This window comes from Alcaligenes sp. AB3, from assembly GCF_031844565.1.
GTDB lineage: Bacteria > Pseudomonadota > Gammaproteobacteria > Burkholderiales > Burkholderiaceae_B > Alcaligenes > Alcaligenes faecalis.
Genome location: NZ_JAUZVM010000002.1, coordinates 328,789 through 342,411, shown reverse-complemented (window position 1 = coordinate 342,411; position 13,623 = coordinate 328,789). Strand labels below are relative to the sequence as shown.

General features: G+C 57.7%; 14 protein-coding genes. 9 read left to right on the top strand and 5 right to left on the bottom strand.

Annotation, left to right across the window (positions count from 1 at the left end):
• Positions 1-190 precede the first annotated feature (190 nt).
• From bioB to Q9R35_RS06650, 3 genes are all read left to right on the top strand, one after another.
• Positions 191-1,207: a biotin synthase BioB gene (gene bioB, locus Q9R35_RS06660; protein ID WP_063688680.1), complete on the top strand. Its 1,017-nt coding sequence runs from the start codon at positions 191-193 to the stop codon at positions 1,205-1,207.
• Position 1,208: 1 nt separating this feature from the next.
• Entirely contained in the window at positions 1,209-2,060 is an 852-nt protein-coding gene (locus tag Q9R35_RS06655) for a hypothetical protein (RefSeq protein ID WP_042483175.1), read from the top strand.
• A gap of 164 nt (positions 2,061-2,224) precedes the next feature.
• Positions 2,225-3,244 carry a BMP family protein gene (locus Q9R35_RS06650; RefSeq protein WP_311219571.1) on the top strand — a complete coding sequence of 340 codons (1,020 nt, stop codon included), beginning with the start codon at positions 2,225-2,227 and terminating at the stop codon, positions 3,242-3,244.
• A 101-nt stretch (positions 3,245-3,345) separates the two neighbouring features.
• On the opposite strand, the gene Q9R35_RS06645 is transcribed toward Q9R35_RS06650, so the two are convergent.
• From Q9R35_RS06645 to Q9R35_RS06625, 5 genes are all read right to left on the bottom strand, one after another.
• The gene (locus Q9R35_RS06645) at positions 3,346-4,854 is read right to left on the bottom strand and encodes an MFS transporter (protein ID WP_199265417.1); all 1,509 of its coding nucleotides are present in this window, start codon (positions 4,852-4,854) and stop codon (positions 3,346-3,348) included.
• A 165-nt stretch (positions 4,855-5,019) separates the two neighbouring features.
• Positions 5,020-5,529 carry a peroxiredoxin gene (locus Q9R35_RS06640; RefSeq protein ID WP_009463866.1) on the bottom strand — a complete coding sequence of 170 codons (510 nt, stop codon included), beginning with the start codon at positions 5,527-5,529 and terminating at the stop codon, positions 5,020-5,022.
• A 368-nt stretch (positions 5,530-5,897) separates the two neighbouring features.
• Entirely contained in the window at positions 5,898-7,223 is a 1,326-nt protein-coding gene (locus tag Q9R35_RS06635; RefSeq protein WP_042483167.1) for a TRAP transporter large permease, read from the bottom strand.
• Positions 7,220-7,855 carry a TRAP transporter small permease gene (locus tag Q9R35_RS06630; protein WP_042483164.1) on the bottom strand — a complete coding sequence of 212 codons (636 nt, stop codon included), beginning with the start codon at positions 7,853-7,855 and terminating at the stop codon, positions 7,220-7,222. Before Q9R35_RS06630 ends, Q9R35_RS06635 begins: the two co-directional genes overlap by 4 nt.
• 119 nt (positions 7,856-7,974) lie before the next feature.
• The gene (locus Q9R35_RS06625) at positions 7,975-8,958 is read right to left on the bottom strand and encodes a TRAP transporter substrate-binding protein (RefSeq protein ID WP_063688686.1); all 984 of its coding nucleotides are present in this window, start codon (positions 8,956-8,958) and stop codon (positions 7,975-7,977) included.
• Positions 8,959-9,073: 115 nt separating this feature from the next.
• On the opposite strand from Q9R35_RS06625, the gene Q9R35_RS06620 reads away from it, so the two are divergent.
• The 6 genes from Q9R35_RS06620 (at position 9,074) to Q9R35_RS06595 (ending at position 13,540) form a co-directional block, all read left to right on the top strand.
• Complete coding sequence (locus Q9R35_RS06620; RefSeq protein WP_052362913.1) at positions 9,074-11,044, top strand: PAS domain S-box protein; 1,971 nt, start codon at positions 9,074-9,076, stop codon at positions 11,042-11,044.
• Positions 11,037-11,675: a response regulator gene (locus Q9R35_RS06615; RefSeq protein WP_311219570.1), complete on the top strand. Its 639-nt coding sequence runs from the start codon at positions 11,037-11,039 to the stop codon at positions 11,673-11,675. Before Q9R35_RS06620 ends, Q9R35_RS06615 begins: the two co-directional genes overlap by 8 nt.
• Before the next feature lie 80 nt (positions 11,676-11,755).
• Positions 11,756-12,259: a cyclic pyranopterin monophosphate synthase MoaC gene (gene moaC / locus Q9R35_RS06610; protein ID WP_009463872.1), complete on the top strand. Its 504-nt coding sequence runs from the start codon at positions 11,756-11,758 to the stop codon at positions 12,257-12,259.
• Between the two features lie 19 nt (positions 12,260-12,278).
• Positions 12,279-12,536: a molybdopterin converting factor subunit 1 gene (gene moaD / locus Q9R35_RS06605; RefSeq protein WP_042483151.1), complete on the top strand. Its 258-nt coding sequence runs from the start codon at positions 12,279-12,281 to the stop codon at positions 12,534-12,536.
• Between the two features lies 1 nt (position 12,537).
• The gene (locus Q9R35_RS06600; protein ID WP_270119048.1) at positions 12,538-13,017 is read left to right on the top strand and encodes a molybdenum cofactor biosynthesis protein MoaE; all 480 of its coding nucleotides are present in this window, start codon (positions 12,538-12,540) and stop codon (positions 13,015-13,017) included.
• Positions 13,010-13,540 carry a molybdenum cofactor synthesis domain-containing protein gene (locus Q9R35_RS06595; protein ID WP_311219569.1) on the top strand — a complete coding sequence of 177 codons (531 nt, stop codon included), beginning with the start codon at positions 13,010-13,012 and terminating at the stop codon, positions 13,538-13,540. Before Q9R35_RS06600 ends, Q9R35_RS06595 begins: the two co-directional genes overlap by 8 nt.
• Positions 13,541-13,623 lie beyond the last annotated feature (83 nt).

Sequence of the window (13,623 nt, the reverse complement as noted above, 5' to 3'; positions counted from 1 at the left end):
ACAATAGCGAAGAAACAATTTGTATCGACCACAAGAAAGCAAATTAAGCGAAGTTAGCAACAATTTCGCTTAACTATCACTGAGATAAGCCCTGTGGCAGCGAAAACCTTCACTATCAGACAGGCCCTGGAGTCGTCTTTCACAGACAGAGAACCTAGCATAGCCGCGTCACTGAATAAGGTAGCCTGCCATGTCTGTAAATACCCCCGCACCCTGGACGATTCGTCGCATCATGGAGCTGTACGAGCTGCCCTTTATGGACCTCGTGTTCCAGGCGCAGACCGTACATAGACAGCATCACCCGGCCAATCAAATCCAGCTCTCCAGCCTGCTGTCCATCAAGACAGGTGCCTGTCCCGAGGATTGCTCCTACTGCCCGCAATCCTCCAAATACCAGACCGAGTTGGAACCTGAACCCTTGATGCCCCTGGAGCAGGTACTGGAAGCGGCCCGCGCTGCCCAGGCACAGGGCGCACAGCGGTTTTGCATGGGAGCTGCCTGGCGCTCGCCTACAGAAAAACAATTGGATCAGGTCATTGATATGGTCAGTGCCGTCAAAGCGATGGGGCTGGAAACCTGTGTCACCCTGGGCATGCTGAAAGACGGTCAGGCCGAGCGCCTGAAAGATGCCGGTCTGGACTACTACAACCACAACCTGGACACCTCTCCCGAGTTTTATGGCCAGATCATCAGCACGCGCACGTATCAGGACCGACTGGACACACTGGAACGCGTACGCGCAGCCGGTTTGAACAGTTGCTGCGGCGGAATCATCGGCATGGGCGAAAGCCGTCGCGAGCGTGCTGGTTTGCTGGCTCAGCTGGCCAATATGCGCCCCTATCCCGAGTCCGTGCCTATCAACCAGTTGGTAAAAGTGCCGGGCACACCGCTGGACCAGGTTGATGATCTGGATCCCTTCGAGTTCGTACGTACCATTGCCATTGCCCGTATCCTGATGCCCACCAGCGCCGTACGCCTGTCAGCGGGTCGCGAAACCATGGATGACAGCACCCAGGCTCTGTGCTTTATGGCGGGTGCCAACTCCATTTTCTATGGCGAGCAATTGCTGACGACCGGCAACCCGCAGTTTGTGGCGGACCAGGACCTGTTTGCCCGCCTGCAGCTGGAAGCGGCCAAAACCACACTGTCCGAACCTCCTTTGTCTTTGGAACAAGCCCGTCCACGCGCTATGGTCGAGGCCCTCTAATATGCTCACCCTGATTGCCAGCATTCTGTGCAGTGTGGCGGTTTCCATTCTGCTGAAAGTCGCGCGTCAGCGGCAGATCGATGTGGCCCAGGCCATCGTGGTCAACTACGGGGTGGCCGTCACGCTTAGCCTGGTACTGCTGCAACCCCACCCCAGCAGCCTGCTCAATCCCTCCACGCCCTGGTGGATTCTGATTGCCTTGGGCGTGCTTTTGCCTAGTGTCTTTCTGTTCATGGCGGCAGCAGTACGACAGGCCGGTATTGTGTTGAGCGATGCCGCCCAGCGTCTGTCCCTGTTCCTTCCCCTGCTGGCAGCTTTTCTCTTGTTTGGCGAGCATCTGGGTGGCCAGAAGCTATTGGGCATAGGCTTGGCTCTGACCGCCCTGCTGTGCTTGCTGATACGCCCCCACCAAACCAGTAAGCAGGACACGGGCGCCAGACATCCCGCCCTGATGCTGCTGGCTGTCTGGCTGGGCTATGGCGTGATCGACATCATGTTCAAACAGCTCTCCAAAGCCGGGGCTGCCTTCTCCAGCAGTCTGGTCGTGTCCTTCTCCTTGGCAGGAGTGCTGATGCTATGCTGGCTTTTGGCCAAGCGTACGGTCTGGCACCGAGGCAGCCTGCTGGCCGGTCTGGTACTGGGCTTGCTGAATTTCGGGAATATTTTCTTCTACATCCGCGCTCACCAGATTTTCCCGGAGAATCCCACACTGGTGTTCTCGGCCATGAACATTGGCGTCATTGCCTTGGGAGCCATTGTGGGAGCGGGCTTCTTCAAAGAAAAACTCAGCGCACTCAATATGGTGGGGGTTGCCCTGGCAATAGGCGCGATCGTGGCCCTGATTCCGCGTTAAACAGTTCCGGTCGTGTCTCATACACGCCCGCAAAAGCGCACTACAAGCGAATTCTTATATTTGACATTTAAAACTTCGGGGACCGCTGCTTTTCATCTCCTGTAGATTAGAAAAAAACGATTTTTACCGACGCCCACGTCGGAAACTACACAGGAGACATGATCATGACCGGATTTACCCGTCGCCAATTACTGCTGGCCGCCGCTTCCGCAGGAGCAGGCGCGCTGGCTGCCCCTTGGCTAAGCCGCAGTATACTGGCGGCCAACACGCCCGTAGTCGCTGCCTTGTTTTGTGGCCACATTGATGACAACGGTTTCATGCAAGCTGGTTATCAAGGCTTCAAGAAAGCCACGGACCAACTGCCCATTACCGGCCATTACAAAGACCAGGTAGCCAACGAAACTCAGGCGCAAATTGCCGCCCTGCGCGAACTGGCGACTCAATACAAGCCCGCCTTGCTGATCGCCCACGGCGGTCAAAATACCGACGCCGCCCTGACGGTGGCCAAGGAGTTTCCGGAAACCCGCTTTGTTATCACGCAAGGGGCTGTCACCGCCAGCAATCTGAGCAGCTATGACGTGCGTCAGGAAGAGTCCGCCTGGCTGGCCGGCGCCTACGCCGCCCTGATGACCAAGACCGGCGTGGTAGCCCACCAGTCCGGCATACGGGTGCCACCTGGCTTGCGCGCCCGCGCTTCCTACGCCGCTGGCGTCAAGCACGCCAATCCGGATGTGAAGCTGCTGACGAACTTCTCCGGCAATCAGGATGATATTGAACTGGCCGCCCGCGTCACCCAGGCGCAGGCCAAAGCCGGTGCGGACATTATCTACACCATGCTGAACAAGGGCCGCAGTGGCACCACCCAGGCTTGCCGTGAGCTGGGCATCAAGGAAATTGGCAATGTGATTGACTGGGTCGCTCGCGAACCTGATGTGTTTGTGGGTTCGGCCTGGGCGGATGTGGGTATTGGCGTGTTTGAAGCCTGCAAGGATCTGAGCGAAAACAAGTTTGAGTCCGGCAAGATCTTCAAGGTTGGCCTGCAGCAACCCGACGCCGTGCGCTTGATCATGGCTCCGGACACACCGGATGCCGTGCGTCAGCGTATTGCAGCGCTGCAGCAGGATATTCTGGCTGGCAAGATTGAGGTTGAAGCAGAGTTTAGCGGGCCTGAATTCCAGATTTAAGATCTGGGCAAAGATAAAAAACCCAGGCCAGGCCTGGGTTTTTTTACGAGTGAATCATGGTCGTAAAGCGCCACGAAAACAGGCTCGATTCTGGCGACTGTTCAAGGGGCTGGATCTGACGGTTTCCGCTTGCTCCCTGCGTCTTCCGCACCGCCCGAGCTATCCCCATCGGCCGGTTTCCCAGAATCATCCAAGCCTACAGAACCCCCGGAGCTTCCAGCGACAGGATCTGCCCCCTTGTCGTCCTCGGCAAGTGTCGCTTCTGCGGCCTCATCCTCCGCCTTGCGCTCCGCAGCCGTGCTTTCCGTCGTCGCAGGCACCCGCTCTTCAACAGGCGGCAGATCCTCGAACACAGGGTCGTGCGACACGTCAGAGCTGATATCGACGCGTGGGTCCAGTGCCACTGCCGCGGCAGAGCTTTGCAAGCTGTCAGGCATAGGCACAAAGGTCGTAGGAGCATCCTGGCTCAAGTGATCGCCCAGTACCTTTTGCGGACGGACCAGCAGGACCAGTGCCAAACCACAGGCAGCCACGAAAATGTAGTACAGGTTGCTGCCGATATAAGACATCAGGCCGCCAGCCAGCAGCGGCCCCAGACAGGCTCCCAGGCCATACACCATGTACAGGATGGCGCTCAAGCCAACCCGCCGCTCCGGGTCCACGTTATCGTTGGCGAACGCCGCCCCCAGGGGATACAGCGTAAATTGCAGAATTCCGAACAGGGCCGAAAAAATCAGCAAGAACCAGAATGGTGCCTCGAACCAGCCCCACAAAGGAATGGCCAAGGCCAGCAAACAGATCGCGTTAATGCGGATCAACTTGACACGACTCATGCGGTCCGCCAGCCACCCCACCGGCCACTGGGCCAGCACCCCGGCTGCCACCGACACCGCGACGAACAAGGCAGCCTGCTCATTGCTTAAATGCACGCGCACCGCATACACCGGCGCCAATCCGTAAAAGGCCCCGGTCAGCATACCGGCCACCAGCAACACCATCATGGACAGGGGCACGCGGTCCACGTAGTAGCGCGCATTAATGGGCGCAGGCACTTGCAAAGGCGGATGGCTGCGGCGGGTAATCGCCACCGGCACCAGGCTGAAGGCCGAACAGATCGCCACAAAGACCAGCGGCTCGAAATTCAGATGCGGGAACAGGGTCAGCGACAACTGCCCCAGCACCGTGCCCAGGCTGGAGAACACCATGTAAATGGCAAAGATGGTGCCACGCTGGCTATTGTCGCTTTGCTCGTTCAGCCAGCTTTCAATGCCCATGAACTGCACCACCATGGCCGCACCCGCCAAAAACCGCAGCAGCAACCAGACGTACATGGAATCGACCAGAATCTGAACCAGCACACAGATGGTGACGATGGCCGCACTGGCAGCGTATGCCCGAATATGGCCCACGCCCATGATCAGGCGGTGACCCATACGAGCACCAAATACCAGGCCCAGGTAATACACTGCAATCAGCCCGCCAATCCATACCTCTGACACCGAGATGGCCGTCAGGCGCACCCCCATGAAGGTATTGAACAGGCCCGAGCTGAGCAAGAGCATCAGGGTCGCAAAGTACAGGGACGAAAACGCACCCACCGATGACAGCATCCACACATCCTAAAAAAACGGCAGCACCGCCCTCACTGTCGCCATTGCCCAGATTCCGGCCTGGATTTTGCGGCATGAGCACGGTAAAAAAAAGCGCCAGCTTGCAGCCAGCGCTTTGTCATCCTTCTATCCCTCGCCACGCCGGACAGGCGGGGGATCAGATACTTACGACTTTACCTGTTTCAACAGGGTGTCTGCATCCGATGTATGCAGGCCGCCGTCGTTATCAATGTTCAATTGTTTGACAACGCCGTCTTCCAGCAAGGCGGAAAAACGCTTGGAGCGCACGCCCAGGCCTTTGGACGTCAGGTCAAATTCCAGACCCAATGCTTTGGTCCAGACAGCGCTGCCGTCAGCCAGCAAACGCACTTTGCCATTGACGTTCAGGGACTTGCCCCAAGCGCCCATCACGAAAGGATCGTTCACAGCCACGCACCAGATCTCATCCACACCAGCGGCCTTGAACTCGTCTGCCTTGGCGATAAAGCCTGGCAGGTGCTGCTCGGAGCAGGTGGGGGTGAAAGCGCCGGGAACGGCAAACACGGCAATTTTCTTGCCTTTAACCAGATCAGCCACCTGAAAGTTGTTGGGGCCCATAGGGCAGCTTTCTGTGGCGGTTTCAATGTACTCGCTAAGGGTCGCGTCTGGAACGCGCGCACCGACTGAAATGGACATAAGGTCTCCGTATGAATAAATACCGCCAGTATGGCGGCCCGAACTACCTATGATACTAATAGACTGGCTTGTCTAATAGGCAAATAATACTTATCAGTACGTTTCACTTGCCTACAAAGCCAGAGAAAACCCTGCAGCACTGGAGGGCAATCAGACAAGGACACATAGGCAGTAAGTTATAGAGGACTCTGGAATCAGCCAGTTCCGGCACTCAAAAAAGCTACCAGTACCCAAACCGAGCACCCACAAAAAAGGCCGGGCTTTTTGCCCGGCCTTCAAGGTGATTCACGTTTTACGCAGATTGCATAAAGCCGTACTGCCACATCAAGGGCTCACCTCGCCCTGCTCGCGGATAGCGATCAGGGCTTCTACAGCCATCCCATCATGCGGGGCAGCCAAAGCGTAATTTCTGGAATGAAGGTAATCATCAGGAGGAAGGCCAAACCGGTCAGCAGCCAAGGCATCGTGGACTTGGTAACTTCGGTCAGGCCCAACTTCGATATGCTGGACGCCACATACAGGTTCAAGCCCACCGGCGGTGTCGCCAGCCCGATCTCCATATTCACCACCAGCATGATGCCAAAGTGAACCGGGTCCATGCCCAGCTTCATGGCAACCGGGAACAGGATGGGGGCCATGATCAGGATCAGACCCGAAGGTTCCATCACCATGCCGATCACCAGCAGCAGGACGTTCACGAACAGCAGGAAGGCAATCAGGCCCATGCCTTGCGACACAATCCATTCTGCAATGGCCTGTGGAATCTGCTCGGAGGTCAGAATGAAAGCGAACATGACCGCATTGGTGATGATGTACAGCAGCATGGCACTCATGGCTGCCGATTCCAGCACAATGCGTTTCACCTCACGCAGTTTCACATCCTTATAGACCCAGACCGCAATCACAAAGGCGTAGACCGCGCTGATGGCTGCCGCTTCGGTAGGCGTGAACACACCGGAGTAGATACCACCCATCACGATAACGATCAGCATCAGGCCCCAAATGGAGTCCATGAAGGCACGCCAGCGCTCTTTGAACGAAGCTCGCGGCATACGGGGGTAGTCCAGCTTCCAGGCGCGGAACATGGTGGTCGCGCCCAAGAGGAAAGCCAGGATCAGGCCCGGTACCACACCCGCAATAAACAGCTGACCAATCGAGGCCGTCCCGACTTTTACGCCATCTGGACCCTCTACCATCATGCCGCTGGTGGCTACCGCATACATCACCATCACAATCGAGGGTGGCAGCAAGATACCCAGACCGCCGGAAGTCGCCACAATGCCGGTCCCGAATTGCACGGGGTAGCCTTGTTTAACCATGGCCGGAATCATTATGGAACCAATGGCCGCTACCGTGGCAGGCGAAGAACCACTGATAGAGGCGAACAGGGCGCAAGCCAGCACGGCTGCCAAACCCATGCCGCCGGGCAAGTGGCCCACCATGGAAGCGGCAAAGCGAATCATGCGCTGCGCGACCCCGCCATGCGTCAGGAAACTACCGGCCAGAATGAAGAACGGAATCGCCATGATCTCGAACTTCTCAATCCCGGTGAACAGCTTGAGAGCAATACTGTCCATGGGCACTTCGGTCATGGTGAACAGGAAGCCCATCACTGTCAGACCCAGGGCAATCGACACGGGCATACCTGTCAAAAGCAGGATAGCCAGCAAAGCAAAAATAATCAGGGCGGTCATGCGCGCGCTCCTTCGGATTCAGACACACCGCGCTCTGTTTCAGCGATCAGATCAGCCGCAGGTTCGTGATGGGGCAAATGACCAGTCTGAATAAAATTCATCAAGGCTTGCAGGAAGCGGAAGCACATCAGCAAGGAACCAGCAGGAACGGCCAGATACACAATCCATACGGGCACTTCCAGGTCAGCCGATACCTGGGCCGTCTGGGCAATGCCGTAGACAAAGCTGCCGCCAATCCAGGCGACGATGGCGGTGAACAAGGCGCCTGCAAACAGGGAAATCACCACCAGCAGATGACGCCAACGCGGACCCACCGAGTTGACCAGCACGTCCACACCTACGTGAATACCCACGCGCACGCCATAAGCAGCACCAAACTTGGCCATCCAGACGAACAGGTAAATACACAGCTCCTGTGCCCAGAGCAAATTGATGCCGGCCACACTGCGATAGGTTGAACGAGCCATGGCCATGAGCGATTCGTAACCATGGGCCCGCGACCAGGACACCAAATCAGCCAGCAGGCTGACCGAGTAGCGCTGGCAGACCGCTACGAAAATAAGCACTACGGCGGCCACCATGAGGAGCGAGATGAAGGTCTCCTCAAAGCGGTCCAGAAATCGTAAAAACATGGGTAGCTCCAGACTACAACCGGCCCACCCGGATCACGGGCAGGCACAGCTCAGTAGCGGGAAGAAAGAGAGAACAGGTCTGAATCAGACCTGTACAAGACAATCAGAGAAAACCGACTTTATTCGGTCGCCTTGTAGAAGGCGTCGATCACGTCCTGACCGATACGCGAGGCCATTTCCTTGTGAACGGGACGCAACTGCTTGACCCATTCTTCACGCTCGGCATCGCTCAACTGATAGAACTGGGTCTTGCCGGATTCTTCCATGGCTTTCATGGAATCGTTGTTCTCTTGTTCGGCAATGTCGTTGGCGTAAACCGTGGCTTCTTCCATGGCTTTTTCCATGCCCTGGCGAATATCGTCAGGCAGACCTTCCCAGAACTTCTTGTTCACGATCACGGCATAGCCCAGGTAACCGTGATTGGACACGGTGGCGTGCTTTTGCACTTCGTGCATTTTCTGGGTGTACATATTGGACGGCGGGTTCTCGGTGCCATCTACAACGCCGGTTTGCAGGGCCTGGTACACCTCGGAGAACGCCATCACCTGAGGCACAGCGTCCAGAGCCTTGAACTGGGCTTCCAGAACCTTGGAGGACTGGATGCGCATTTTCAGACCCAGGAAGTCGTCCACGCTTTTCAGGGGGCTGTTGGCGCTCATGACCTTAAAGCCGTTGTCCCAGTAGGACAGGCCCTTGATGCCTTTGGGCTCGAGCTTATCCAGCAACATGCGGCCCACAGGACCTTCGGTAACCTTACGCAGATCGGTACGATCCTTGAAAATGAAAGGCAGGTCGAACACCTCAAATTCGCGCACGCCCAGCGGGCCAAACTTGGCCAGCGACGGAGCCAGCATGTGCACGGCGCCCAGTTGCAAGGCTTCCAGTTCTTCCTTGTCCTTGTACAGCTGCGAGTTCGGGTAGACTTCGACAACCACCTTGCCCTCGGTGTATTTTTCGGCCAGTTCCTTAAAGCGCACAGCGCCCTTGCCCTTGGGTGTATCTGGCGACACAACGTGGCTGAACTTGATGATCATGGGGTTGGCCAGAACAGGCGCGGACAGGAATACGGAAGCCAGCAAGCTGGCCACAAGGGTCTTTTTCATGTTTGCCTCCGGTCGGTGGGGAACCGACACGTGTTATTGATTGATTTGCTTGAAAGCGTGTAGCTTAAAAAAGCGGTCCCGAATTATCTATTGTGGAAATCCGAAACCTTTTGTCATGATGCGTCTTGCCCGTCCTTCCGGATTCATACGCCAAGCGGCCTCGCGCACCTTGGCAGCCCACCCCATCAGCACCTATGTGCCTATTTTGGCCATTCTGATCATCGTGCTGCTGATGGGTGTGTTTGCCTGGGCGGTCAATAAGGAACGCGATGACGAGCAGTCCAACGAGCTGATACGCAATGCCTTGTGGGTGGAACAATCCCTCTCATTTCAACTGCGCTCGCACGAGAACAATTTAAGCCGCATTGCCAGCGAAATTGAAGTCCACTCCCAGCCCGTCACGACCCAGACGGCACTGACACAACTACAGCACTTCAAGACCATCCATCCGGACCTGTTGAAAGTCGCGGTACAAGATCGCTTTGGCACCACCTTGCTGGTGCGGCCACCCGGTGCCGACACCCGGATAGCAGCCCACGTCAGCACGCCGCGCACCTCCACCTGGCTACCTGCCTACTACTCCAACGAGCATCAGGAAAGCGTGCTGGATCTCGTCGTGCCCATTTACGAAGAAAACGATATCGTCGGCACCTTGCGCGCCACCTTTTCCCTGGCCACCATCCTGATGGAAAACGTGCCCTGGTGGATTGCCGAGCAATATCACGTCTCCCTGATCGACCAAAGCGACCAGACGCTTGCCACACGCTCCAAAGGCGAGCCGGGGCAAAACGAATTGCGTTACGCCATGTCGGTAGACCCGCCACTGCATGGCGTACGTTTGCTGATGACGCCCTATCCGCAAACAAGCATCCCTACCTTCACCTTGCTGCTGACTGTGATTGCCGGTCTGGCCTTGCTGGCTGTGGTGAACCTGGCCATGCAACATCACTACGCCCGCAAGCGCCGCGACGCTGAACTGGCACTGATGCAGGAACAAGCCTTTCGCAGTGCCATCGAGAACTCCATGGTGACCGGCATGCGCGCCCGCGACCTGGATGGCAAGGTGCTGTATGTGAATCCGGCGTTTTGCGAACTGGTGGGCCGCAGCAGTGAAGAGATTATTGGTCTGGCACCGCCCATGCCCTGGTGGGTGCCGGAGATGATGGATGAAACGCTGGAGCGCCGGGATCGCCTGAAGTCCTCCCGCTCCGTGCAGGTCTTTGACACGCTGTTCCAGCGCCCGGATGGCTCGCGGGTCGATGTGCAGGTTTTCGAGTCCCCGCTGATTGACGCCCAGAAGCGGCACGTGGGCTGGATCAGTTCCATCATCGACATCAGCTCGCGCAAGCAGGCCGAAGCCCTGGCCAGCTCCCAGTCCGAGCAACTGCACCACACGGCCAAGCTCATCACCATGGGCGAGATGGCCTCCACGCTGGCCCATGAACTGAACCAGCCGCTATCAGCTATTGCCAGCTATGCAGCCGGTTCCCTGAATCTGCTGGGTAATGAGCCGCTGGACCCGAAACAGCTGCGTCGTGGCCTGGAAAGCCTGGCAGAACAAACTCGCCGCGCCGGGCAGATCATCCACCGCATTCACGACTTTGTGCGCAAGCGCGATCCACAACTCAGCCCCCTGAATTTACCTGATGCCTTGCAAGGTGCTTTGGCCATGGCCAAAGCAGGCCTGCGTCATCATCAGATTCAGCTGATCGTGCCCTCCCACCCCGAGGACCTGCCCGTCATGGGAGACAAGGTGCTGCTGGAGCAACTGATTTTCAACCTGCTGCGCAACGCCGCCGAAGCCATGTCTGGCCTGGAACCGGAGCGCCGCATACTGGAGGTCAGCATGCAGGCCAGCAATGGCGTGGTTCTGGTGATGGTGGCTGACCAGGGCCCTGGCGTGGCGGCGACCATCATGGCCGAAGTGTTCCAGGCCTTTACCACCACCAAAGCCCAGGGCCTGGGCATTGGCCTGAATATTTGCCGCTCCATTGTGGAGCTGCACCATGGCAAACTCTGGTTTGAAAACGGGGTTCCCCACGGTGCTACCTTCCTGTTTTCCTTACCCTTGATCGAACATGACTAAGCGCGCTCCTTTGGTCCACATCGTGGACGACGACCCGGCCATCCGCGATGCCCTGTCCTGGCTTTTTTCCACTCGTCAGGTCAATACCGAACTCTGGGACAGTGGCGAAGCCTTTCTGGATGCCCTCAGTCCCGAAACCCAGGGCTGCATCCTGCTCGACATACGTATGGATGGGCTGTCCGGCCTGGAAGTGTTCGAGCAATTGCGCGAACGCCCGTCCCCTCTGCCCGTTATTTTCCTGACCGGCCACGGTGACCTGCCCCTGGCTGTAAACGCGCTGAAACAAGGCGCGGCGGATTTCATCGAAAAGCCTTTTAACGATAACGATCTGGTGGACCGTGTGCTGGATGTGCTGCGCAGCTACGAGGCCAGCCAGGCAGAGCGCGACAATGAACAGGCGCTGGAAGAGCGACTAGACACCCTGTCCCAGCGCGAGCGCGAAGTGCTGGCCTTGGCGCTGGAAGGACGACTGAACAAACAGATTGCCCAGGACCTGAACATCACCATGCGCACGGTAGAGGTTCATCGCGCCCGGGCACTGGAAAAAATGCAGTCCCGCACCCTGATCGAACTGGCGCGACTGCTGGACCCGGCCCGCTTGCGCGAAGACCGCAACCCACCGGGGCCTTAGTCAGGGCCCGCGCACCGGGTGTATATAATGCAACCATAAACAATTAGAACCGCGCACTAGGCCCGGTCCCCGGAGCGATCATGAGCACCACTACCGAAAACACAGATTTGCACCTTTCCCATCTGGATGAAGATGGGAAAGTTCAGATGGTCGATGTCAGTCACAAATCCGCCACCTCCCGCTCGGCCACGGCCCGCGCCGTGGTGCGCTTGAGTCCCGCTGCGTACCAGTTGCTGTCGGCCCAGCACAATGCCAAGGGCGAAGTGCTCAACACCGCCCGTGTGGCCGGTGTGCTGGCCGCCAAACGCTGTGCCGAGCTGATTCCCATGTGCCACAGCCTGCCCCTGGATTTTGTCGGCATTGATTTTGAGAGCGACGCCGCCGCAGGCACCATTGCGGTGCTGGCCACCTGCCGCACCCGCTACACCACCGGCGTCGAAATGGAAGCCATGACGGCGTGCTCCATTGCCGCCCTGACTATTTACGATATGTGCAAAGCGGCCGACAAAGGCATTGTGATTGAACAGACTCGTTTGCTGGAGAAAACCGGCGGCAAAAGCGGGACCTGGACCGCTCAGCTCTAAGCCCTTTCACGGAGATAGCATGACAAGCCCTTTAACATTGCGCGTCCTGTACTTCGCCCAAGTGGCCGAACGCACAGGCCAGCGCCAGGAAAACTGGGAATGGCCTCAGGAAGGCACCGTCCAGCAATGGACGGACGCACTGCTGCAGCGCCACCCGAATTTGAGCGATATGGCAGGCCGCCTGCATGTCGCGGTGAACCAGTTCCACGCCAAGCCCACCGATCCCGTCCGCCCCGGCGATGAAGTAGCTGTGTTCGAGCCGGTCACCGGAGGTTGAGATGATTCGCATCCAGACCGAAGATTTTGATGTTGCCGCCCTGAACGCCGAGCTGCGCGCCACGGCTGGCGGCAAGGCAGGAGCCATGGTGACCTTTACCGGCTATGTGCGCGATCAGGCCGATGGCACCGCCACCGAATCCCTGTTCCTGGAACACTATCCCGGCATGTGCGAGCGCGAGATTGACGCGGTTTGTGACCAGGCCCGCCAACGCTGGCCCATTCTGGATACGCTGGTCGTACACCGTGTGGGCGAACTGCATCTGACCGAACAAATCGTTTATGTCGGCGTGACCAGCGCCCACCGTGGCGACGCTTTTCGCGCCTGCGAATTCATCATGGACGTGCTGAAAACTCGCGCCCCTTTCTGGAAGCGCGAAACTCTGGCCGACGGCAAGCGTTTCTGGGTACAGCAGCGCGACAGCGACGCCCAGAAAACGGACTCCTGGAATACCTCTGCGGACACCGACAAGCATGTCTAAAGCCAAGACCGATTTACCCGCTGTTCGCCTGAACGCTGCTGTGCTGACCATTTCGGACCGCCGTGGCCCGGATGATGACACCTCCGGCGATTATCTGGCGGCCAGCCTGACTGACAGCGGCCATTACTGCGTGCAGCGCGCCATCAGCAGGGACAATATCTACGCCATCCGCGCCCTGCTCAGCCAATGGATTCTGGACCCGGAAATCAATGTCATTATTTGCAATGGCGGTACCGGTTTCAGCCATAAGAAATCCACGATTGCGGCGGTCACGCCTTTGCTCGATCAGGTTATTACCGGCTTTGGCGAACAGTTCCGCTACTTGTCATACCAGGATATTGGCTCCTCTGCCCTGCAATCCGATGCGCTGGCAGGAACGGCCAACCGGACTTTGCTGTTTTGCATTCCCGGCTCGGGCGGTGCCTGCAAGCTGGCCTGGGAAAAGATCCTGAAAGAGCAGTTGGACAGCCGCCATCACCCTTGCAATTTTGCCTCTGAGTATCTGGAGCCACCCAAGCCCTGATGCCTGCAAAGGCATGGCAGTGCCAGCTCCGGAACGCCCTCTTTTCCACCGTGCTCTGACGCCCTGAGCCACGAATTGTTTTA